The 19,992-nt window shown below is 47.9% G+C and carries 16 protein-coding genes and 1 riboswitch; of the genes, 8 read left to right on the forward strand and 8 right to left on the reverse strand.

Annotation, left to right across the window (positions count from 1 at the left end; genetic code table 11):
* Window positions 1-130: 130 nt before the first annotated feature.
* Both ACFQ45_RS01780 and ACFQ45_RS01785 read left to right on the forward strand, forming a co-directional pair.
* Window positions 131-676: a heme NO-binding domain-containing protein gene (locus tag ACFQ45_RS01780; protein ID WP_377364711.1), complete on the forward strand. Its 546-nt coding sequence runs from the start codon at window positions 131-133 to the stop codon at window positions 674-676.
* Window positions 673-2,676, forward strand: a complete 2,004-nt coding sequence (locus tag ACFQ45_RS01785) for an ATP-binding protein (RefSeq protein ID WP_377364713.1) — start codon at window positions 673-675, stop codon at window positions 2,674-2,676. Before ACFQ45_RS01780 ends, ACFQ45_RS01785 begins: the two co-directional genes overlap by 4 nt.
* A gap of 24 nt (window positions 2,677-2,700) precedes the next feature.
* Here the strand turns inward: ACFQ45_RS01785 and atzF are convergent, their stop codons facing one another.
* The 7 genes from atzF to ACFQ45_RS01820 all read right to left on the reverse strand — a co-directional run bounded on the left by atzF (window position 2,701) and on the right by ACFQ45_RS01820 (window position 12,366).
* Window positions 2,701-4,524 (reverse strand): allophanate hydrolase, encoded by a 1,824-nt coding sequence (gene atzF, locus ACFQ45_RS01790; RefSeq protein WP_377364715.1) that lies wholly within the window; start codon window positions 4,522-4,524, stop codon window positions 2,701-2,703.
* Between the two features lie 2 nt (window positions 4,525-4,526).
* Window positions 4,527-8,180 carry an urea carboxylase gene (gene uca, locus ACFQ45_RS01795; protein WP_377364717.1) on the reverse strand — a complete coding sequence of 1,218 codons (3,654 nt, stop codon included), beginning with the start codon at window positions 8,178-8,180 and terminating at the stop codon, window positions 4,527-4,529.
* Between the two features lie 85 nt (window positions 8,181-8,265).
* On the reverse strand, window positions 8,266-8,907 hold the full coding sequence (locus tag ACFQ45_RS01800) for an urea amidolyase associated protein UAAP2 (protein WP_377364719.1): 642 nt from the start codon (window positions 8,905-8,907) through the stop codon (window positions 8,266-8,268).
* 3 nt (window positions 8,908-8,910) lie between these two features.
* On the reverse strand, window positions 8,911-9,627 hold the full coding sequence (locus ACFQ45_RS01805; protein WP_377364721.1) for an urea amidolyase associated protein UAAP1: 717 nt from the start codon (window positions 9,625-9,627) through the stop codon (window positions 8,911-8,913).
* On the reverse strand, window positions 9,624-10,430 hold the full coding sequence (locus ACFQ45_RS01810) for an ABC transporter ATP-binding protein (RefSeq protein ID WP_377364723.1): 807 nt from the start codon (window positions 10,428-10,430) through the stop codon (window positions 9,624-9,626). The genes ACFQ45_RS01805 and ACFQ45_RS01810 overlap by 4 nt, the downstream gene beginning before the upstream one ends.
* Entirely contained in the window at window positions 10,427-11,245 is an 819-nt protein-coding gene (locus tag ACFQ45_RS01815; protein WP_377364725.1) for an ABC transporter permease, read from the reverse strand. The genes ACFQ45_RS01810 and ACFQ45_RS01815 overlap by 4 nt, the downstream gene beginning before the upstream one ends.
* A gap of 68 nt (window positions 11,246-11,313) precedes the next feature.
* Window positions 11,314-12,366, reverse strand: coding sequence for a putative urea ABC transporter substrate-binding protein (locus ACFQ45_RS01820; protein WP_377364727.1), 1,053 nt, complete (start codon window positions 12,364-12,366; stop codon window positions 11,314-11,316).
* Window positions 12,367-12,429: 63 nt separating this feature from the next.
* A riboswitch (guanidine-I (ykkC/yxkD leader) is annotated at window positions 12,430-12,534 on the reverse strand.
* A 428-nt stretch (window positions 12,535-12,962) separates the two neighbouring features.
* Between ACFQ45_RS01820 and dinB the strand changes: the two genes are divergently transcribed.
* Together dinB and ACFQ45_RS01830 are read left to right on the forward strand one after the other, a co-directional pair.
* The gene (dinB, locus tag ACFQ45_RS01825; RefSeq protein WP_377364729.1) at window positions 12,963-14,024 is read left to right on the forward strand and encodes a DNA polymerase IV; all 1,062 of its coding nucleotides are present in this window, start codon (window positions 12,963-12,965) and stop codon (window positions 14,022-14,024) included.
* Window positions 14,025-14,135: 111 nt separating this feature from the next.
* Entirely contained in the window at window positions 14,136-14,561 is a 426-nt protein-coding gene (locus tag ACFQ45_RS01830; protein ID WP_377365073.1) for an FCD domain-containing protein, read from the forward strand.
* Window positions 14,562-14,582: 21 nt separating this feature from the next.
* On the opposite strand, the gene ACFQ45_RS01835 is transcribed toward ACFQ45_RS01830, so the two are convergent.
* Window positions 14,583-15,239 (reverse strand): helix-turn-helix domain-containing protein, encoded by a 657-nt coding sequence (locus ACFQ45_RS01835; RefSeq protein WP_377364731.1) that lies wholly within the window; start codon window positions 15,237-15,239, stop codon window positions 14,583-14,585.
* Between the two features lie 234 nt (window positions 15,240-15,473).
* On the opposite strand from ACFQ45_RS01835, the gene glnT reads away from it, so the two are divergent.
* The 4 genes from glnT to ACFQ45_RS01855 are packed head-to-tail and all read left to right on the forward strand — an operon-like array spanning window position 15,474 to window position 19,795.
* Window positions 15,474-16,808 carry a type III glutamate--ammonia ligase gene (gene glnT / locus ACFQ45_RS01840; RefSeq protein WP_377364733.1) on the forward strand — a complete coding sequence of 445 codons (1,335 nt, stop codon included), beginning with the start codon at window positions 15,474-15,476 and terminating at the stop codon, window positions 16,806-16,808.
* A gap of 44 nt (window positions 16,809-16,852) precedes the next feature.
* A complete protein-coding gene (locus ACFQ45_RS01845) occupies window positions 16,853-17,752 on the forward strand; it encodes a class II glutamine amidotransferase (RefSeq protein ID WP_377364735.1) in 900 nt (299 codons plus the stop codon).
* A gap of 12 nt (window positions 17,753-17,764) precedes the next feature.
* Window positions 17,765-18,448 (forward strand): GltB/FmdC/FwdC-like GXGXG domain-containing protein, encoded by a 684-nt coding sequence (locus ACFQ45_RS01850; RefSeq protein ID WP_377364737.1) that lies wholly within the window; start codon window positions 17,765-17,767, stop codon window positions 18,446-18,448.
* An 18-nt stretch (window positions 18,449-18,466) separates the two neighbouring features.
* Window positions 18,467-19,795 (forward strand): FMN-binding glutamate synthase family protein, encoded by a 1,329-nt coding sequence (locus ACFQ45_RS01855; RefSeq protein ID WP_377364739.1) that lies wholly within the window; start codon window positions 18,467-18,469, stop codon window positions 19,793-19,795.
* Window positions 19,796-19,992 lie beyond the last annotated feature (197 nt).

Genomic DNA, 19,992 nt, shown 5'->3' on the forward strand with positions numbered 1-19,992 from the left:
CTCTGCTAAAAGTACGACTTTCACAACAATTAACAAAACTCCACGTACGGACTAATGAATTATTGAAGCGGTGTGATAGTTTAATTCTTAACCAACTCGTTCCGCTCCGCAAATAAATAAGGGTTACGTTATGTTAGGAATCGTGTATACCGAATTTATGGACATGGTCAAAGATCGCTTCTCTGAAGAGGTGCTAGATGACCTGCTCGACGCTCCAGGATTATCGACTGAAGGGGCGTTTACTTCCGTCGGCTATTACACCCATACCGATATGATCAAACTCGTGGTGACCCTTAGCCAGGTCACAGATATCCCTGTGGATACCTTAGTGGAGGTCTTTGGTGAGCACTTGTTTGGTGTCCTGATTAGCAAGTATCCGACGCTAGCTGAAGGCAAGTCGAATACTATAGAAATGCTTGAATCCGTAGATGGAACCATTCATATCGAGGTAATGAAGCTCTATCCCAATGCGGAGTTGCCGTCGTTTACCTGTCAGCGTCTTGGAGAAAACCATTTGCTGATGCAATACCGTTCAAAGCGGCCATTTTCGTTGCTCGCCCTAGGTCTTATTAAGGGGTGCGCCAAATACTATGGGGAAACTCTGGAGATCAGCCATGAGAGCTTTGATACCGAGTCTATGTTCGAAACACATTTTGATATTCGTAACCTGTCGTGAAAGATTTAGAAGAACGCCTTAAAAAGCGCCTAGAACGCGAGAAACGAGCGCGCCTTGAAGCGGAAATGTTGCTGGAAGTGAAAGCGACAGAGCTGTACGAGGCGAACAAGCATTTACGTGATTTGGTGGCCCAGCAGGAAGATCTGGTTCTGCAAAGAACCGAAGAACTCCGTTCTGCGTTGGAGTTAGCAGAAACTGCCAATAAGCATAAGGGCTTTTTCTTAGCCAACATGAGTCATGAGATCCGCACACCGATGAATGCCATCATAGGTTTGGCGCATTTGCTACAAGATACTCAGCTCGCTGACGGTCAGCGAGATTACCTTAATAAGATCCAAGGCTCTGCGTCTAATTTATTGGTGATCATCAATGACATTCTAGACTTTTCTAAAGTGGAATCGGGGCAGCTGACCCTTGAGCATGAGGTCTTCGCGTTAGACAAAGTATTACAAGGTGTGTACGACATTAACCACCTAAATGCCCGTAAAAAAGGCATAGGTTTCCACATTGATTATGCAGACGATGTACCTAAGTCCTTTGTGGGGGATTCGGTCCGAATCAGTCAAATTTTCACCAATTTGGTGAACAATGCCATCAAATTCACCAACAATGGACAGGTGGACGTGAAGGTGTCTTTGTTGCACCGGGTCGCCAACGTGGCGCATCTAGAAGTGAAAGTTAAGGACACGGGTATTGGTATTGCCGATGACTCTTTAGACACGCTATTTGCGCCGTTTTCTCAGGCAGACATTTCCACCAGTCGACGTTTTGGAGGCACAGGGTTGGGGCTCTCCATTACCAAACAGTTAGTGGATATGATGGACGGCGACATTCATATTGAAAGTTGTTTGGGGCAAGGGTCTGAGTTCACTCTACGTATTCAGCTGCCCTTGGCAGAAGCCCATCTGGAACAATCAGAGTCTAAAGTACAACCAGAAAATCAGGATGAACTTTCAAGCTTCCTAAACGAGGCTGAAGCATTACAAGGCATTCGAGTGCTGGTGGCAGAAGACAATGCCATTAATATGATGATCGTCTCCAATTTGCTCAGTAAGCTTGGAGTGCAGGTTTACCCAGCAGAAAATGGCGCTGAGGCGCTACAGGTACTTGAAAGTCATGCCATTGATTTGGTGTTGATGGATGTACAAATGCCAACAGTAGATGGGTTTGAAGCCACTGATCGTATTCGCTCCCAACCAAAATTTGCCAATTTGCCTATCATTGCCCTGACGGCCCATGCGATGGAAGGGGATTATGAGCGCAGTATTGCTGCCGGTATGAATGACCACATCACTAAGCCCATTGATCCTATTGCACTCAAGTCGGTGTTATTAAAGTGGCGTGGGGTAGAGCACGTACCGAATGACCAAGGTCAGAGTGTGGTAACATCAGGAGATTTGCCGAAAGCATTACCGGGTATTCAACTGAAACGGGCGCTAGTCCGCATTCCCCAAGGGCTACCGAAATACATAGAGTTATGGGATCGCTGTGAAAGTAAATACCCGAATATCGCGGCACAATTTGACCTATTGAGGCGAGAGCACTCTTTGGCAGCGGTAAAACGTCTGGGGCACGATCTAAGAGGCATGTTTAGTCATCTTGGAGCGGTTGATATGGTGGCTGTGGCGCGAGACATAGAGCACCTAGAATCCCTCGATGCCGAAATCACGGATGTTGTATATCAGAAGTTGATAACCAGCTCCCAAACGCTTAATCGCAGCATGGTTCAACTACGTGAGTTAGCGGCCAAAACCTTAGAAAACACAAAAGCAGATCTGCCACCAGAAAGTTTGCTCATGACGTTAGAGACGTTAAAAGTCTTGGTTCACGAGGGGGACTTTGCCGCAACGGAATACACACACGCTCTAAAGCCCCATTTGAGCTACTCACAATATTCATCGGATTTAGAAGCACTTATTACGGCATTGGACGATTTGGAGTTTGACCGTGCCAGACAACTGACCGAAGGATTGATAAAACGGTCGGAGCACCGTTGCTAAGCTCCGACCGTTTGCCATGGCTGATTAGGCGTTAAGGTAGGCCCGCCAGCCGCCAAATTCGGTAATGTCTTGGGCGTCTTCTAAGGCGTATCCTTCACAAATAAACCCACTTACTAGGCGGCCATCCGCCAGCTTAAGTTTGCCTATCCCAAGCGGGGCAGGGATGCCCGCCACAAAGCTACCGAACTCTGCGCTCGGAACGCGCCATACTTCCACCTCAATAGCGGCCCCGTTCCCTTCGTTTAATTGCATACCTGGACGCATTGGCGGTCCACCTGCCAAAGCGTATAGGCGATATACGGGAGCTGTGCTGGTTTTCGCCAGCAGGGTTGCGCCCCGTTCTGTCAACTGCCAATTTAGGGGCTGGCCTTCCAGGTGGGCACCGCAGACCACCACATCAATACCATCGGGTGCTGCTACTTTTGTGTTGTTAGTAGGTCTCGCTGGATAAGCCAGCGCACCTTTTGGTAAAGGGAATGTTTGTTGAATTCGATTAGCGATGGACAGCAGCATGCGGTCACTGAAGGTCGGGCCCACTAAGGTCACGCCAAATGGCATACCTGCGTGTGTGAACTGGGTCGGTACAGCAACGGAGGCTAAGTCGATCAGGTTCATGAAGTTGGTGTAATACCCCAATTCACTGTTGCGCTTGATCGGTTCTTCTAGCATTTCATCAATGGTGAAATGACGACCAGCGGTGGGAGTCAGTAAGCAATCCACTTCAGACATTTGTGCCAAACACACTTGTTGAAGAGCCTTAATGCGGTATTGAGCTTTAAATAATGAGGTCGCTGGAGGCTTGCCCCCAGGGGCGATGATCTCACGTACCACAGGGAAAACTGCATCAGGGTTTTCGTCTATCAAGGGTTGTGTCGCAATGTAGCGCTCAGACACCCATGGGCCTTCGTACAGTAATTTGGCGATTTTATCGAATGGGGCATAATCGATTTCTTTGAACACAAAGCCTTGTTCAGAGAGCTGGTCTAATGTGGCTTGGTATGCCTTAGCATACTGCTCGTCGCCAAAGAATTTAAGCTGAGACGGTGCGATGATCCCAACGGTTAATTCCCCTTCTCGTAGGCCGTACTGTCGTTCTTGGTTGCTAAATGGGTTTTGACGGCTGTAGCCATCCCGTTGATCAAAGCCCTCCGCAGCCGCCAACGCCGTATTGGCATCGTCTGTGTTGTAGGCAAACAAGGTAATACAATCAAGGCTTCGACACGCAGGGACGAGACCGGTTGCTGACAAGAGACCAATGCTCGGTTTTACCCCAATGAGATTATTGAAGCAGGCCGGGATACGACCAGAACCTGCCGTATCGGTACCAAGACTGAAACTGGCCAAACCTAAAGCCACCGCAACCGATGACCCCGCGCTAGAGCCGCCACTGAGGTAATCGAAATCGAAGGCGTTATGGCAGGCTCCATAAGGTGAGCGTGTCCCGTTTAGCCCGGTAGCAAACTGGTCAAGGTTGGTTTTTCCTACAGGGATGGCCCCTGCGTCAATCAATTGTTGCACCACCTGTGCGGAGCTGTCCGGTGTGTAGGCAAACTCTGGGCATGCTGCGGTCGTTGGAATGCCAGCCAAATCAATATTGTCCTTGATGGCAAATGGAATCCCCCAAAGAGGGTGGGAGGCTGGGTCCTTGTCTTTTAAGGCATCAAGGTAAGGGGCTTGCTCTGCTTCGCTGAGTAGATGAATCCAGATGTTGTAAGATTCAAAATCTTTAGCCCGCTCGCGAATCTCTGCCATGACCAGAGCTGGGGTCTTGCTGTGTGATTGATAGGCTTGTGTCAGAGCGCTGAAGCCCATGTCTGTCGTCGTGTTGAGTGGTGCAATAATGCTCATGCTTAGTTCCCCTTAACTTGGTCTTCAATAACAATCACGGCTTGGCCAGCGTTTACGCGGCTACCATTTTTTAATAACACATCCGACACCACTCCATCGCTGGGGGCATGCAGAGGGATTTCCATTTTCATGGACTCCAGGATCACTAGAAGTTGGCCTGCTTTGACTAAGTCGCCCGCTTGCACCTGAGTTTGCCAAACACTGCCAGACACTGGGCTGTCTACCACAACGGCGTCTTCGCTCCAAGTGACCTCCGTAGCAACGCTTGTCGCTTCTTCTTGATCAAAGTGAAATTGCCCATTGGCGTGCCAGCGTTCTAGCTCTGCCTCAAACGCCTGATTACGAGAAGCTTTGAACTGATCAATGTCCTGCTGGTTTTGCGCTACAAATGTTTCGTATTCGGATAAGGAAAAGCTGCTTTCCTCAATGCGAATGGGGCTTTCTTTGTCGTGGTAAAGGTCGTGGGGGAAGTCCTTACGAATCTGTTGTAACTCATCATGACTCACCTCGTAGAAGCGAATTTGATCAAAGAAGCGTAGTAACCAGGGTTTAGTAAAGGCGGAGGTGAGTCGGTAACGATTCCACATTTGTAGAGTGCGTCCAACAAACTGATAGCCCCCCGGCCCTTCCATGCCATAGACACATAAGTAGGATCCACCAATGCCTACGGAGTTTTCTGCAGTCCAGGTGCGAGCTGGGTTGTATTTTGTTGTGACAAGACGATGGCGAGGGTCCACAGGTGTTGCCACAGGAGCACCGAGGTAAACGTCTCCCAGTCCCATCACTAAATAGCTGGCATTAAAAACGATCTCTTTGACCTGATCGATACTGTCTAAGCCGTTAATGCGGCGAATAAATTCAAGGTTACTAGGACACCAAGGAGCATTAGATCGTACTGACTGAGCGTACTTATCAATGGCGTCCTGGCAAGCTTTGTCATCCCAAGACATAGGGAGATAAACGGTACGGGAAGGCACTGTTAGTTCGGCTAAGGTTTCCCCTAAGGCCCGCTCAGCTTGCTCAAGTAAGGCTAATAATTCCGTATGACGGATTTGTTGGCTGTCGTAGTGAATCTGAAGGGAACGAATTCCTGGCGTCAGCTCTTTCATGCCTTCAAAGGGGTGTTTCTCAAGCCATTGCATGAGAGCGTGTGCCCTAAAGCGCAAACGAATGTCTAACGTCTGTTCACCGTATTCCACTAATAAAAAGTGATCTCCTGCGGCACGATAAACAATGTCATCGCCAAAATCGTCAGCAGATAGCGTCTTTAAAATAGGGGAAGTGATGCCACAGGAGTTCACCGTCAGGCTAGGGGCAGAAAGGTCTGCTAGGCTGGCGGTTTGTTCTGCTTCAAGGGCCACAGCATCGTCGAGGGTGACAGGGACAAAGCGAACGGTATCTCCCGCCCGTAATTGCCCCAGCTTCCATAGATCCGCTGTGATCACTGTGGCAGGGCAAACAAAGCCCCCTAGGGATGGTCCATCAGGCCCAAGAATGACTGGCATGTCACCGGTGAAATCAATGCTGCCAAAGGCGTATGCATTGTCATGGATGTTAGACGGATGCAGACCCGCTTCGCCGCCATTCTGACGTGCCCATTTCGGTTTAGGCCCAATTAAGCGCACCCCTGTACGGCTAGAGTTGTAGTGGATTTCCCAATCGGTATTAAAGAAGATTTCAATGTCTTCATCGGTGAAGAAGTCTGGGCAACCATGGGGGCCATAGACGACTCGTAACTCATGTTGATGGGACAGAGTAGGGATGAGTTCGTCGGGTAATTGAGCACCAGACACTGGGGTTGTGCCTACCAAGGTGGTTAACACATCACCTGTTTGCAAGGCACGACCATTGTGTCCCCCAAATTGGCCTAGGGTAAAGGTGGATTTAGAGCCGAGGTAGTCAGGACAATTAAAACCACCTGCTACGGCCAAATAGGCACGTGCACCACTTTGTTTAATGCGCCCTAGGGCGAGTGTTTGGCCTGCTTTAATCGCCACGACTTGATTCATGGGAACTGGTTCATTGTCCAGTTTGATGTCCATATGGGCGCCAAACAGAGCAATGGCCGTATCGAAACTAAATTGCAGGGAGGGCCCTTGGAGAGTGATTTCCATGGTGGCCGCATTAATGGGATTGTTGAGTAAGCGGTTAGCCAGACGGCTGTGGTAATTATCAAATGGCCCAGACGGTGGAACGCCCACGTTCCAATGATGTTGGCGTCCGGGGAAGTCTTGCAAAGTCGTTTGTGTACCGCCACTGAGAACATCGATGCGTTGGGGCGTGTAGACAAAGTTATTGAGGTATCGGGTGCTGATTTCACCGTCCGCAAGGGTTTTGTCCTGCAGTAATTGCTTTAGATAATCCAGGTTGGTTTGCGTGCCGTAGAGGGTGCATTGATCCAAGGTTGAACTCAGTAAAGCCAGAGCGCTATCACGATCTTGATTATGGACGATGACTTTCGCAATCATGGGATCAAAGTAAGGGGAGATCTCTATGCCTGTTTCAACCCAATGATCGATGCGCACCCGTGGGCCATCAGTAACTTGGTTTAGTTCCGTATAGCTCTGCGGTAGGTCCACAAAGCTAAGTAGACCAGGACTAGGCTGAAAGTCTTTATAGGGATCTTCTGCGTAGAGTCGTACTTGGATCGAGTGGCCTTGAGGTGTCAATGTGTTGCGCTTGGCATCCAGATCGAATGTGTCTCCTGCTCCTAAACGAATCATCCATTCCACAAGGTCTACACCGTACACTTCTTCGGTTACGCCGTGCTCTACTTGGAGGCGAGTATTGACTTCGAGGAAGTAAAACAGGCCAGTGTCCATGTCATAGATGAACTCGACGGTGCCTGCGTTACGGTAGTTTACTGATGCTAATAGGGACTCGGCGGTTTGGTGAAGTTGCTGACGCACCGAGTCGGTCAGGTTTGGTGCGGGACATTCTTCTACCACTTTTTGGTTACGGCGCTGGCTGGAACAATCTCGTTCCCCTAGGGCGAGAGCGTTACCTTGTCCATCAGCAAAAATTTGCACTTCAATATGGCGCGCTCGGGCGATGAATTTTTCTAGGAAAACTCCGTCGTCGGCGAAGTTGCTCGCGCCAAGGCGTTTTACAGAAGCAAAGTTATCGCGCAGGGCTTGTTCGTCGTGGCACAGATGCATGCCGATGCCACCGCCCCCCGCGGTACTTTTAAGCATGACTGGGTAGCCGATTTCTGCGGCAATTTGCACGGCACTTTCTAGGTCTGTGAGCAGCTCTGACCCTGGTAACAATGGCACTTGGGCTTGCTCAGCCAATTCACGGGCTCGGTGTTTTAGACCAAAGGCCAGCATTTGTTCGTCTGTTGGACCGATGAAGGCGATGCCTTGCGCTTCACAGCGGCGGACAAAGTTGGCGTTTTCGCTAAGGAAACCGTATCCCGGGTGGATGGCTTGGGCGCCGCATTGTTTGGCAATGCGCAAAATGTTGTCGACGTTTAAGTAGGTGTCGCTGGCAGCCCCTTCTCCCAGAGAATAGGCTTCGTCGGCCAGTTTTACATGACGACTTTTGGCATCGGATTCGGCATACACGGCTACAGCCTTGATGTTCATACGCTGTAGGGTGCGGATAATTCGGGCAGCGATTGCTCCACGGTTAGCAATTAAAACAGTGTGAAACATTTTTCAACCTTCACCGGGTCGTCCCGGTTTTTGAAAATATGACAGTGGCCGTCCACTGAAATGACAAGAGGAGTCGGTTGTTTGGTTAAGCTTCCCAGACTAATACGTCGATTGGTGTTGGGTTGTAGCCATTACAAGGGTTGTTAAGCTGTGGACAGTTGGAGATCAAGACGATCAAATCCATTTCTGCTTTCATTTCTACGTACTTGCCCGGAGCAGAAATACCGTCTTCAAAGGTGAGTCCACCGGCCTCAGTGACCGGCACATTCATGAAGAAGTTGATGTTGTGGCTGATGTCACGTTTGTCTAAGCCAAATTTTGGGTTTTCTGAGATGGCCAGCATCCAGCTGTCACGGCAGGCATGCATACAGCGTTTTTCTAGGTCGTAACGAACCGTATTACTCTCGGTGGCACAGGCGCCCCCTAGGGTATCGTGTCGGCCACACGTATCGGCAACGATTTCCAACATGATGTTGTTTTCATTGGAGCGAAGCTGGGAGCCAGCTGTGAGGTATACATTGCCTTGCTCTCGAATCGTGTCCGTGGCGCTGTAGCGTTCAGCTGGGTTGTGGGCGTTGTAAAACAAGGTGTCTGCAGCTTGGTTTCCTTCTAAATCCACAAAGCGAAACGTGGCCCCCGCGGGAACATAACGTATGAAGTAATCACCCGCGTCGACAGTGTATTTTTGGTTGGCTTTTTCTGGTAATCGTTGACTTTCTTTAATCATGGGTTAGGCCTCCATTCCGAAATGGTACAAAGCGTTATTGGCGAAGCCCCGTTGGTTTTCTGGGCGGGAGTTTTTGCATAAGTCGTCGTCAGTTACGGGTGCGGCTTTTTCAAGTAGCAGTTTTACGGGCTTACGGGGATAGCTGTCCGCTTGGCTGAGAGGATGAGGGCAGGTATGCAGCATCACTAAGGTGTCCATTTCAAAACGTAGGGTGATTTCACTGCCTGCTGGGCTGTGATCTGGCACTAATGCCATGTTGCCCTCGGCGTCTGTTTGCACCTTGCTGAAAAGGTTTAGGTTGGCGGTGATATCCGCTTGCGTGAGACCGTATTTCGCCATCTCCACTAACATGGCATCGTGGCCGTTTTGCATCCAGCCATTGTGATCGCTCTGATAGTCACGGCTGCCCCATTGGGCTGCGATATGAGAAGCGTGGCTATTACCACTGACTGTTTCATGCCAGCCTAATGAATCCTTAATAATGGAGGCAAAAATTCGCCCCATGTCTGAATAAAGGCAGTGCCCTTGCGTTAACTTAAAGGTGTGTTGTCCTTTTAAAGTATCTGGGGCGTTGTAGCGCTCTAGTAGGTTTTCTGGGTTGTAAAACACCATGCCAACATTGGCGCCACCTTCAAGGTCTGTGAGGGTTATTTGTGTCCCGCGACGAACGCGAAGTGACCAATGGCTGGCCGGTGGAATAATGGTTTCATAATGTGTCATAAGACGGTCTCCGTTTGCTCAGTCGCCATGCTGTCAGGGCGAATCTGATCGGTGATTTCTTGGTAAAGGCTGTCCTGCGTTTCACCCACAGGCAGGTCGTAAGTGATGGAAGCACCGTAAGCGTTGGGGGCATGTGGATCGTGACGTAATTTGTCAAACACCCATAAACGTGTGCCAAGGTAAAAGCCTTCTTTCAGGTCATGGGTCACCATGAAGATGGTGAGTTTGTGCTTTTTCCAAAGGTCTAGGATAAGGCGGTGCATGTCAGCGCGGATGCCCGGGTCCAAGGCGCCAAATGGCTCATCGAGCAGCAAGATACGTGGCTTGCAAATCACCGCTTGGGCGATAGCAAGGCGTTGCTTCATGCCACCAGAAAGTTCGTGGGGGTAACGATTAAGTGCATGGCTGAGTCCTACCTGAGTCAATACTTCCGTTGCTTCATCCTTGGCTTGTTGCTTTTCTTTGCCAAACAAATAGCCACTGAGGGAGGCTTTTTGAAAGCCTTTCGCCGCAACGACGTTTTCCAGTACGGTCATGTGAGGGAACACCGAGTACTGTTGAAACACAATCCCGCGATCTGGTCCCGGCTCGTTGGGCATGGCTTGGCCATTGAGCAAGAGCTCCCCAGATGAAGCTTGTTCCGTGCCTAGAATCATTTTCAAAAAGGTGCTTTTACCGCAGCCGGATGCACCAACTAGCGTGACAAATTCTCCTTCTTGCACTTGAATGTTGACCCGTTCCAAGATGATGTCTTGGCCGTATTGTTTGCCGACATTGCGGGCTTCAATAAATGGCTGGCTCATGATTTGCTCTCCGCATTCCAAGGGTAAAGTCGGGTGTTGAGCGCACTGAGTAGGTAATCAATCAAAAAGGCGAGCAGAGTAATCCAAGCCACATAGGGAAGGATCACATCCATGGACATGTAACGTCTTACCAAAAAGATCCGATAGCCTAAGCCATCAGTCGATGAAATGGCTTCCGCCGCGATGAGAAACAACCAACCGGAACCTAAAGACAAACGCACGGCATCGATCAGCTTAGGCATCACTTGAGGAAGCAATACACGGATTAAGATCTGCGGAGTGCTGGCGCCCAAGGTCTGAGCTTTTACCAATTGTTCGCTTGGGATCTCTTGAGTACGTCGCTGGATATCACGTGCGATAAAAGGCGCAACACCAATGGCAATTAAGGTGATTTTTGAGGCTTCCCCAAGGCCGATGACGATAAATAGAATCGGCAAAATAGCCAGTGGTGGAATCAGTGAAATCACGGTCAGTAACGGCGCTAAGCTGGCGTACAATACTGGCAAAGCGCCTGTCAGCAAGCCTAGGCATAAGCCAAAAACCGCGGCGATGCCGACCCCTGCAAATAATCTCAGCAAGCTACTTAGGGTATCCTGCCAGAACACCAATTCCCCTGTGCGTCGGCTAGGCTCAAACGCCAAACGGTACATGGCGTCACCCATTTGAGTGAAAGAGGGCAATAGCTTATCGCTTGGATTGATGGCCAAGCGCGCATCCGAACTCAGCATGTAAATCACAATAAGCAATGCGAAGGGCAATAAGCCGAGCAATACTTGGTTTGCTGAGGAGGGGGTATAGTTAATCAGTTTTTTCATACATGCGTCTTCATGTGAAGGTTCTTAGGAACGTGCTGCTCAAAGTATGAGCAGCACGCCTGAGAGCATTACAGTTGACCGTCTGCGGCCATTTGCATGTAGGTGTTGTCAAAACGCAACTTGATGTTGTTTGGGTCACCGTAGATGCCAGCAGGCATTTCGATTCCCACGATGTCAGCACTTGGCGCCCCTTCTCCTAATAAACCGTGTTCAAAGGAAAACTCTGCAACATGGGTCATGGTGTCCACGAGTTTAGGGCTATTAACCAGTTCTAGGGCTGCGGCTGGGGTGTAATACATGTGAGTTTTCGCTAACTGAGCGTCATAGCCTGCTAGGTCTGTCTCAGCGGCTTCAGCCATCAAGGTGCGTACTTCTTTTGCGCTGTCGCTGTCCCCGGACATCTCAGCCATGATTTCAAACCAAGCGCCTGTTAAAGCTTTACCCAAGGCTGGGTTGGCTTTTAAGGTCTCAGTATTAACGATCAGGCCATCGATGATTTCACCTGGAATCATAGAAGAATCAAACACACTGTGGGTTTTAGGCATGGAGAGAATTTCGCTGACCAGAGGATTCCAGGTAACGGTTGCTGTGACATCACCGGAGCCAAATACAGAAACTAGATCGGCGTCAGAGGTGTTAACCACTTGCACATCACGTTCGCTCATTCCAACTGTTTCTAAGCCACGGGCTAGCAAGTAGTGGGAAACGCTGTATTCCACTAAGTTTACGTCTTGTCCTTTAATGTCAGACAACTCGTCTTTATTCATTAGAATGATGGCATCGTTACCATCAGAGTAGTCCCCTGCGATCAGGACTGTGCTGTCTACTCCACCGACGGCCGGGATGGTCAAAGCATCCATTTGCGCCATGGTGCAAGCGTCAAACTGACCGGCTGTGTACTGGTTCATGGATTCCACATAGTCATTGATCTGTACGACTTCAATGTTGATATCGTATTTGTCAGCCCATTTATCAATGATGCCGGATTGATTGGCGTAGGCCCAAGGCATCCAACCAGCGTAAATCGACCAACAGACTTTAAAATCATCTTGAGCAAGTGTTTGGGAAGAAGCGAGGAGAGCAAACAGTAGAGCGGGTACTTTTTTCGTTTGGAATTTCATAGGAAGTCACCTTTTCAGTTTGTTTAATTACACATGGAGTACCCTTGGCAATATCGCCATGTGGTCTCCCGGGCTTTTATCCCGCCGTGTAACCTTGCAACTTCCAAGGTCGAAAGCTCTCGGACCAGACACATCAAACATGATGTCGGAACCCTAGCTCTCTATTTTGATTAAATTGTGATGTCCGACTTTCCAAGGGTACGAACACTTAGACGTTAAAGCACTTTGCGTGCCAAGCTAAATGAAAACCTGTTATTTAAAAAGAGAATTAAACCTAAACTAGAGTGACTTAATTTTTAAAAAAGTCATTTAAAAACAGTTGTTTAATAACGTTTTCTATTGGTCTGATTTTTTATGAAAAATAATAATATTAAATTAATGCTAGCCCTAGTGATTAGGTTTAACTTTGAAACGGATTATGCCTCTTAAAAACTAAAAATGTTGTGTTTAAGTGCATCTGCTTTAGTTTGGTGCGGTATAAAAAATGAATTGGCTAGGCGTGGGCTCGAATGAATTGAGCAGATTAGTATGGACTTATCGCCTCTAAAAAGGTGTAATTGACTGTATATTTAACCAGTATTAGTTGGGTGTCGTCCGTGAGTGATCGAAAAATTATTCATATTGATATGGATGCTTTTTACGCGTCGGTCGAAATGCGTGATGAACCCAGTTACCGCAACATTCCCCTAGCGGTTGGGGGCAGTGAAACCCAACGGGGCGTGATCAGCACCTGCAATTATGAAGCCCGTAAATTTGGTGTGCGCTCTGCTATGGCGACAGGATTGGCTAGGAAGCTTTGCCCGCACCTGAAGGTCGTCCCAGGGCGGATGCAGGTGTACAAAGACATTTCTCGGCAAATTCGGGCTATTTTCGAGCGTTATACCCAGCTGATTGAACCCTTATCACTCGATGAAGCCTATCTGGATGTGACGGACTGTACTCTTCATAGAGGATCCGCCACTTTAATTGCTCAAGCCATTAGAGAAGACATCCGTAATGAATTGAATCTGACCGCCTCCGCAGGCGTGGCGCCTATTAAGTTTCTCGCCAAGGTCGCTTCAGACATGAACAAACCCGATGGTCAGTTTGTAATCCCGCCAGATAGGATGCAAAGCATTATTGATTCTCTGCCTCTTGAGAAGATTCCAGGGGTCGGCAAGGTCAGTTTAAAAAAGTTAAACGATGCAGGCTTTTATGTGTGTGCCGATATTCGTCAAACCGATCATATGCAGCTGATCCGTCGCTTTGGTCGTCTTGGCGAATCCTTGTGGAATCGAAGCCATGGCTTAGACACTAGAGCGGTAACGCCCCACCGTGAACGCAAATCTGTCGGTGTGGAGCGCACCTTCTCCGCCAACATCAGTGCTTTTGAGGATTGTTGGGCTGTGATCGAGCAGCGGTTATTCCCTGAGCTGGAAGTGCGTTTAAAAAAAGTGCCACCAGAGCGGTTAATTGCCAAACAAGGCATAAAAATTAAATTCGCGGATTTTCAATTAACCACCATTGAATACACCCGTGGTCGATTGGAATTACAGGCATTTCGTGAGTTATTAAAAGAAGTGTTAAAACGCCAAAATGGCCGTGAAATTAGGCTAATTGGCTTACATGTTATGCTCAAACCTGCTTTAGAAGCACGACAGTTATTGTTGGATTTTTAGGCATAGAGTTTACTTTCTTCAATTTTAAAGCTTGAGGCTGAACGTTTTATTGAGCTAATTCCTCGCAAAGGTGCGCGAGTTCGCCAAGTAACAGGCTCTGAGATCATTAACATTTACGAGACTAGGCGTTTAATTGAAGAGCATGCTGCAACCCGTATTTGTGTGGAGGGCATTCCAGTACCTGAAAAGATGATGGAGCTACACCATGCTATGGTGGAATGCTATGAAGCGAAAAAAGAGGATCTTAGGGCGGTAGACTTCTACAAACATATCTTTATGGATATTGGGTTTCATGGAGCAATGGTGGAGGCCATTGGCAATCCGGTACTGCTGGAAATGTACGAGGCCATGCAAAATAGAAAGATACAAGTGGCTTATACGGCGTTAAGTATGGACCCTGAACGCATTCACACCATTATCGAAGAGCATACGGAAATCGTAGAGGCTCTTTCAGATCGAGATGTCACCAGAGTGGTCGCAGCCTTGGAGCAGCATTTAAAACCTATCGATAGCATTATCTCTCGATTACCTGCTTAGCAGTTAAACGGTTGTAGTCGTTTAATTGTCTGAATTGCTGTGAGTAATAAAAGAAAGAAGCTTTATTGGCACTTCAAGTAACTCCTCTGGTCCATGGGGAATACTGGAGTCAAAGGATAATGAGTCCCCCTTTTCCAAATGATAAAGCTTATTACCATGGCGATACATGATTTCACCTTCTAATAAATAAATGAACTCTTGCCCAGCGTGGGAAAACGTCGGGAAGATTTCGCTCGCATCATCCATTGTAATTAAAAAGGGTTCCACCAATTGAGTTTCGCCTCTGGTGTAATTGAGTAGGTGATAGGTATGGCCTTTTTCGGTGCCACGTCTAACCACCTCCATACCTTGGCCAGATTTTGTATGTTGGGCACCGCCTTCTGGGCGGTCGTAGTCCGCAAATAATTGAGAGATAGATAAGCCAATGGCGTCGCAAAGTCGTCCAAGTGTATCGAGACTTGTGGAAACTTGAGCGTTCTCTATTTTGCTCACCATTCCTTGGCTTAACTTAGCGATACGAGCCACGTCAGCGATCTTGAGGTCTTGGGCAATGCGCTTACGCTTCACTTGCATGGCGATATAGTCTTCGAGCCTTAGGCGAGGTGATCCGACACGTTCTTGGCTAATTTCGCCTTCTTTTAGTGCCTTGATGTGCCTTGATGGTGCGCTATTCGTCATTTTATGACCCTCTAAGTTCGATATTTTCATTGTATCAGCTTATTGAGATTAAGGTTATCGCCTTCAAAGCCTGATTATATTCACTTCAGGAAAAAAATATAACTGTCAGTGCGTATTTGGCAAGAAGTTTGCTTTACTATTAAGAATATTAATTTCCTTGTGGGAAATCTTGTTCTCCATTAACATGGCGCCAAGTCTTCCATAAGTTGCGCAAATTAACTTAGGAGTAATGCAATGCAATCTAATGAAGTCACAAGTTTTTTAGAGTCAAATCAAATCAAATATGTGCTTGCCCAGTTTGTTGACATTCACGGTGTCGCTAAGACTAAGTCAGTTCCAGCCAAGAACATTTTTGATGTGGTTGAAAAGGGGGCTGGCTTTGCGGGTTTTGCCGTTGCAGGTCTTGCTATGGAGCCTCACGGTCCAGACTTCCTTGCTCGTGGTGACCTTTCTACTTTAAGCATTGTGCCTTGGCAGCCTGGCTATGCACGCCTTGTGTGTGATGGTTATGTTAATAATGCACCACACCCTTACTGTTCACGTGTGGTACTTAAAAATCAGCTTCAACGCTTAGAAGACAAAGGTTGGACTCTGAATACAGGTCTAGAGCCGGAGTTTTATTTGTTCAAAAAAGGCACCGACGGAGAGCTACTTCCTGTTGATGATTCCGATACTCTTGCAAAACCCTGTTATGACTATAAAGGGTTATCCCGTTCTCGAGAGTTTCTAGAGCGTTTGGTTGAAGCATTACAAGCGGTAGATTTTGATGTGTACCAAATCGACCACGAAGACGCTAATGGCCAGTTTGAAATTAACTACACCTATGGCGATGCCTTGGAGTCTGCGGATCGTTTTACCTTTGTGCGCATGGCAGCGGGTGAAATCGCAAACGATATGGGAATTATCTGTTCTTTTATGCCAAAACCCGCAGCAGATAAAACCGGAAATGGCATGCACTTCCATTTATCTATTACCGATGACTCGGGCAAAAACCTGTTTGGTGATGACAGTGATAAGCATGGCATGGGGCTGTCTAAAATGGCCTATCACTTTACCGCAGGCATCTTGGCCCACGCTAAAGCCATTTGTGCTTTTGCGGCACCAACCGTGAACTCTTACAAACGCCTTGTTGTTGGCGGTAACAGCTCGGGTGCGACTTGGGCTCCAGCTTATGAGTGTTACGGCGATAATAACCGTTCTGCTTTGGTGCGAGTGCCATACGGTCGTTTGGAATTCCGTCTACCTGATTCAGGCTGTAACCCCTACCTAGTTCACGCTGCATTGATTGCGGCAGGGTTAGACGGTATTGAGCGTGAGCTTGATCCAGGTGAACCAATGAACATCAATCTGTATGACTTATCCCTCGAAGAGATTATTGCGAAAAACATCTCGATCCTACCTCAGAGTCTGGGGGCTGCTCTTGATGAATTAGAGAAAGATTCCATTTTTGTTGAAGCAATGGGCAGCGACATTGTCGCCGAGTTTTTAAAAGTTAAGCGAGCTGAGTGGGGCGAATACCTACGCCATGTGTCTGACTGGGAAGTTAAGAAGTACTCAGAGTTTTTCTAAGCGCTATTTGTTAGCAAATACTTAATTAAATAGAGGTTTCTACCATGTGTGGAATAGTCGGTCTTTATCTAAAAAACGATAAATATGAAAGTAAGTTAGGTGAGCTTTTTGAGCCAATGCTGATCGCCATGACAGATCGTGGCCCAGATAGCGCAGGTTTTGCCATTTATGGGGATGATGTGTCAGAGGATTGGGTCAAGCTGACGCTTCGTCATCCAAGTGACACCTTTAATTGGGCTGGATTCACCGATCAACTTGCCACGGCTTTGGCATGTGAAGCGGATTGGATGCAGAACTCTAACGTTGCTGTGCTGAAAGTAAAAGCAGCGGAGTCGACGGTTCGCGAGTGGATTACGGCAAATGCTGAGGGCGTACTGGTGCTTAGTGCTGGCCAGTCAATTGAGATTTTGAAAGAAGTGGGTTTGCCGGAAAACATCGCTTCTAAATTTAATTTGAGCGGTATGAAGGGGAGCCACATTATTGGTCATACCCGTATGGCAACAGAATCTGCCGTCACGATGGAAGGTAGCCATCCGTTTTCTACTGGCTCCGACCTGTGTTTGGTGCATAACGGATCTTTGTCAAACCACAACCGTTTACGTGACAAGCTAAAGCGTGAAGGTATCACCTTTGAAACGGAAAACGACTCAGAAGTGGCAGCTGGTTATTTAACTTGGCGTCTAAATAACGGTGATACGTTAAAAGGTGCTTTGGAAAACGCTCTTAAAGACCTAGATGGCTTTTTCACTTTCACTATTGGTACCAAAGATGGTTTTGCTGTCATGCGTGACCCGATTGCTTGTAAACCAGCTGTGCTAGCGGAAACAGAAGATTATGTTGCTATGGCTTCAGAGTACCAAGCACTTGCATCGTTACCTGGCATTGAAAACGCCAAAGTTTGGGAACCAGAGCCAGCGACATTCTATATCTGGGAACGTAAGTAGTAGGGGAACACCATGAAAAAATTTGATTTAGCTAACAACAGCATTCGTGAACTTAACCAAGCTCTACATGCGCAACAGACGTCGCTCACTGAAAAAGAATGGAGCGTGGCCAACCCTAAGGGTGAGCATAATATTGCCGTGGGCCTTGATGCAGATTTGCACGTGGATATTCATGGTCATGCTGGTTATTTTTGTGCTGGTATGAATAAAACGGCTAGCGTAACGATCCACGGTAATGCGGGGCAAGGCCTAGCGGAAAACATGATGTCAGGCGTCGTTCGAGTGAAAGGCGATGCTTCTCAAGCTGCTGGTGCAACAGCCCAAGGTGGTCTACTGGTCATCGAAGGTAACGCTGGTGCTCGCTGTGGTATTTCCATGAAAGGTGTCGACATCGTGGTGAAAGGCAGTGTGGGCCACATGAGCTGTTTCATGGGCCAATCAGGCTCTCTAGTAGTATGTGGCGATGCGGGTGAAGCTTTGGGGGATTCTCTCTACGAAGTACATATTTATGTTAAAGGCGAAGTGAAGTCATTGGGTGCAGATTGCATTCAAAAAGAAATGCGTCCTGAGCACCTTGAGGAGCTTAGTGGACTCTTGGCGAAGGCTGGCGTGGACGAAGACCCAGCGGCCTTTAAGCGCTACGGCTCAGCACGTCAACTTTATACATTCAAAGTTGATAACGCGTCTGCATACTAAATTTGAGAGGTTAGAATCATGAGTAATGAATCCAAATACAACGCAAGCCTAAGAGAGTCTGCAACCTTTGACCGTGCCACTATGGCAGAGATCCGCCGAGCTGCGGACACTGGTATCTATGACATTCGTGGCTTTGGCGCGAAGCGTAAAGTCCCTCACTTTGATGACCTGCTTTTCTTGGGCGCGAGTATGTCTCGCTACCCATTAGAAGGCTATCGTGAGACCTGTAATACATCGGTTGTGTTAGGTGATCGATTTGCGAAGAACCCCATTAAATTGGACATCCCTGTCACGATTGCGGGGATGAGTTTCGGTGCTTTGTCTGCAAATGCTAAAGAAGCTCTAGGCCGAGGTGCTTCGATTGCGGGCACATCTACGACCACAGGGGATGGTGGTATGACACCGGAAGAGCGTGGTCAGTCTAAAAAGCTTGTTTACCAATACTTACCATCTCGCTACGGCATGAATCCTGACGATCTGCGTAAGGCGGATGCGATTGAGGTCGTATTAGGTCAAGGTGCCAAGCCTGGCGGTGGCGGTATGTTGCTAGGGCAGAAGATCACTGATCGTGTCGCTAAGATGCGAAACCTACCGAAAGGCATCGATCAGCGTTCTGCGTGTCGTCATCCAGATTGGACAGGTCCTGATGACTTGGCGATTAAAATTCAAGAGTTACGTGAGATCACTGATTGGCAGGTGCCGATTTACATCAAAGTAGGTGCTACGCGAACTTACTACGATGTGAAGCTTGCTGTAAAAGCGGGTGCGGACGTGATTGTAGTTGATGGTATGCAAGGTGGTACCGCAGCGACACAGGACGTGTTCATTGAGCATGTTGGTATTCCGACAATGGCGGCCATTCCACAAGCGGTTCAAGCGCTGCAAGAAATGGGCATGCATCGCAAAGTACAGTTGATCGTATCTGGTGGTATTCGTAACGGTGCCGATGTTGCCAAGTGTATGGCTCTTGGTGCGGACGCTGTTGCAATTGGTACGGCTGCCTTAGTTGCATTGGGCTGTAATGACCCGAAATGGGAAGAAGACTACCAAAAAATAGGTTCTGCGGCTGGCTTTTATGATGATTATCAAGAAGGTAAGGATCCAGCAGGCATTTCAACGCAAGACCCTGATTTAATGAAGCGTCTTGACCCTGTTGCTGCCGGTAATCGCTTGGCGAATTATCTGCGAGTTTTGACCCTAGAGGCGCAAACTTTAGCCCGTGCCTGTGGTAAGAACGACCTTCGTAACTTAGAGCCAGAAGACTTAGTTGCTTTAAATGTCGAAGCCGCAGCTATGGCGCGTGTGCCATTAGCAGGTACGACATGGATCCCTGGACAGCAATATTAATTGCTGAATCCCCCTTGGGAAGTTAGCCACGCTATATGCGTGGCTTTTTTTTGCGTAAGAACTGTGCAAGCAATGATCTAAATCGGTGCCTGAGAACCCAGGATCAAATACCCCAGTGAAAACCCCGTTCAGATATCAAAGTTAATAAAAAAAACACTTATTTTTCAATATTTTAGAAAAGTATGGCCTGAAAGTTG

Origin of the sequence: Rhodanobacter aciditrophus, from assembly GCF_042679525.1 — a bacterium.
In the GTDB taxonomy this organism is placed as follows: domain Bacteria; phylum Pseudomonadota; class Gammaproteobacteria; order Pseudomonadales; family Marinomonadaceae; genus Marinomonas; species Marinomonas aciditrophus.

Coding starts and splice junctions, on each gene's coding strand:
- ACFQ45_RS01835 (WP_377364731.1), bottom strand. CDS start 15,239: ATGACGAATAGCGCACCATCAAGGCACATCAAGGCACTAAAAGAAGGC.
- atzF (WP_377364715.1), bottom strand. CDS start 4,524: ATGAGCATTATTGCACCACTCAACACGACGACAGACATGGGCTTCAGC.
- ACFQ45_RS01800 (WP_377364719.1), bottom strand. CDS start 8,907: ATGATTAAAGAAAGTCAACGATTACCAGAAAAAGCCAACCAAAAATAC.
- ACFQ45_RS01820 (WP_377364727.1), bottom strand. CDS start 12,366: ATGAAATTCCAAACGAAAAAAGTACCCGCTCTACTGTTTGCTCTCCTC.
- ACFQ45_RS01845 (WP_377364735.1), top strand. CDS start 16,853: ATGTGTGGAATAGTCGGTCTTTATCTAAAAAACGATAAATATGAAAGT.
- ACFQ45_RS01805 (WP_377364721.1), bottom strand. CDS start 9,627: ATGACACATTATGAAACCATTATTCCACCGGCCAGCCATTGGTCACTT.
- uca (WP_377364717.1), bottom strand. CDS start 8,180: ATGTTTCACACTGTTTTAATTGCTAACCGTGGAGCAATCGCTGCCCGA.
- ACFQ45_RS01780 (WP_377364711.1), top strand. CDS start 131: ATGTTAGGAATCGTGTATACCGAATTTATGGACATGGTCAAAGATCGC.
- ACFQ45_RS01810 (WP_377364723.1), bottom strand. CDS start 10,430: ATGAGCCAGCCATTTATTGAAGCCCGCAATGTCGGCAAACAATACGGC.
- ACFQ45_RS01855 (WP_377364739.1), top strand. CDS start 18,467: ATGAGTAATGAATCCAAATACAACGCAAGCCTAAGAGAGTCTGCAACC.
- glnT (WP_377364733.1), top strand. CDS start 15,474: ATGCAATCTAATGAAGTCACAAGTTTTTTAGAGTCAAATCAAATCAAA.
- ACFQ45_RS01850 (WP_377364737.1), top strand. CDS start 17,765: ATGAAAAAATTTGATTTAGCTAACAACAGCATTCGTGAACTTAACCAA.
- ACFQ45_RS01815 (WP_377364725.1), bottom strand. CDS start 11,245: ATGAAAAAACTGATTAACTATACCCCCTCCTCAGCAAACCAAGTATTG.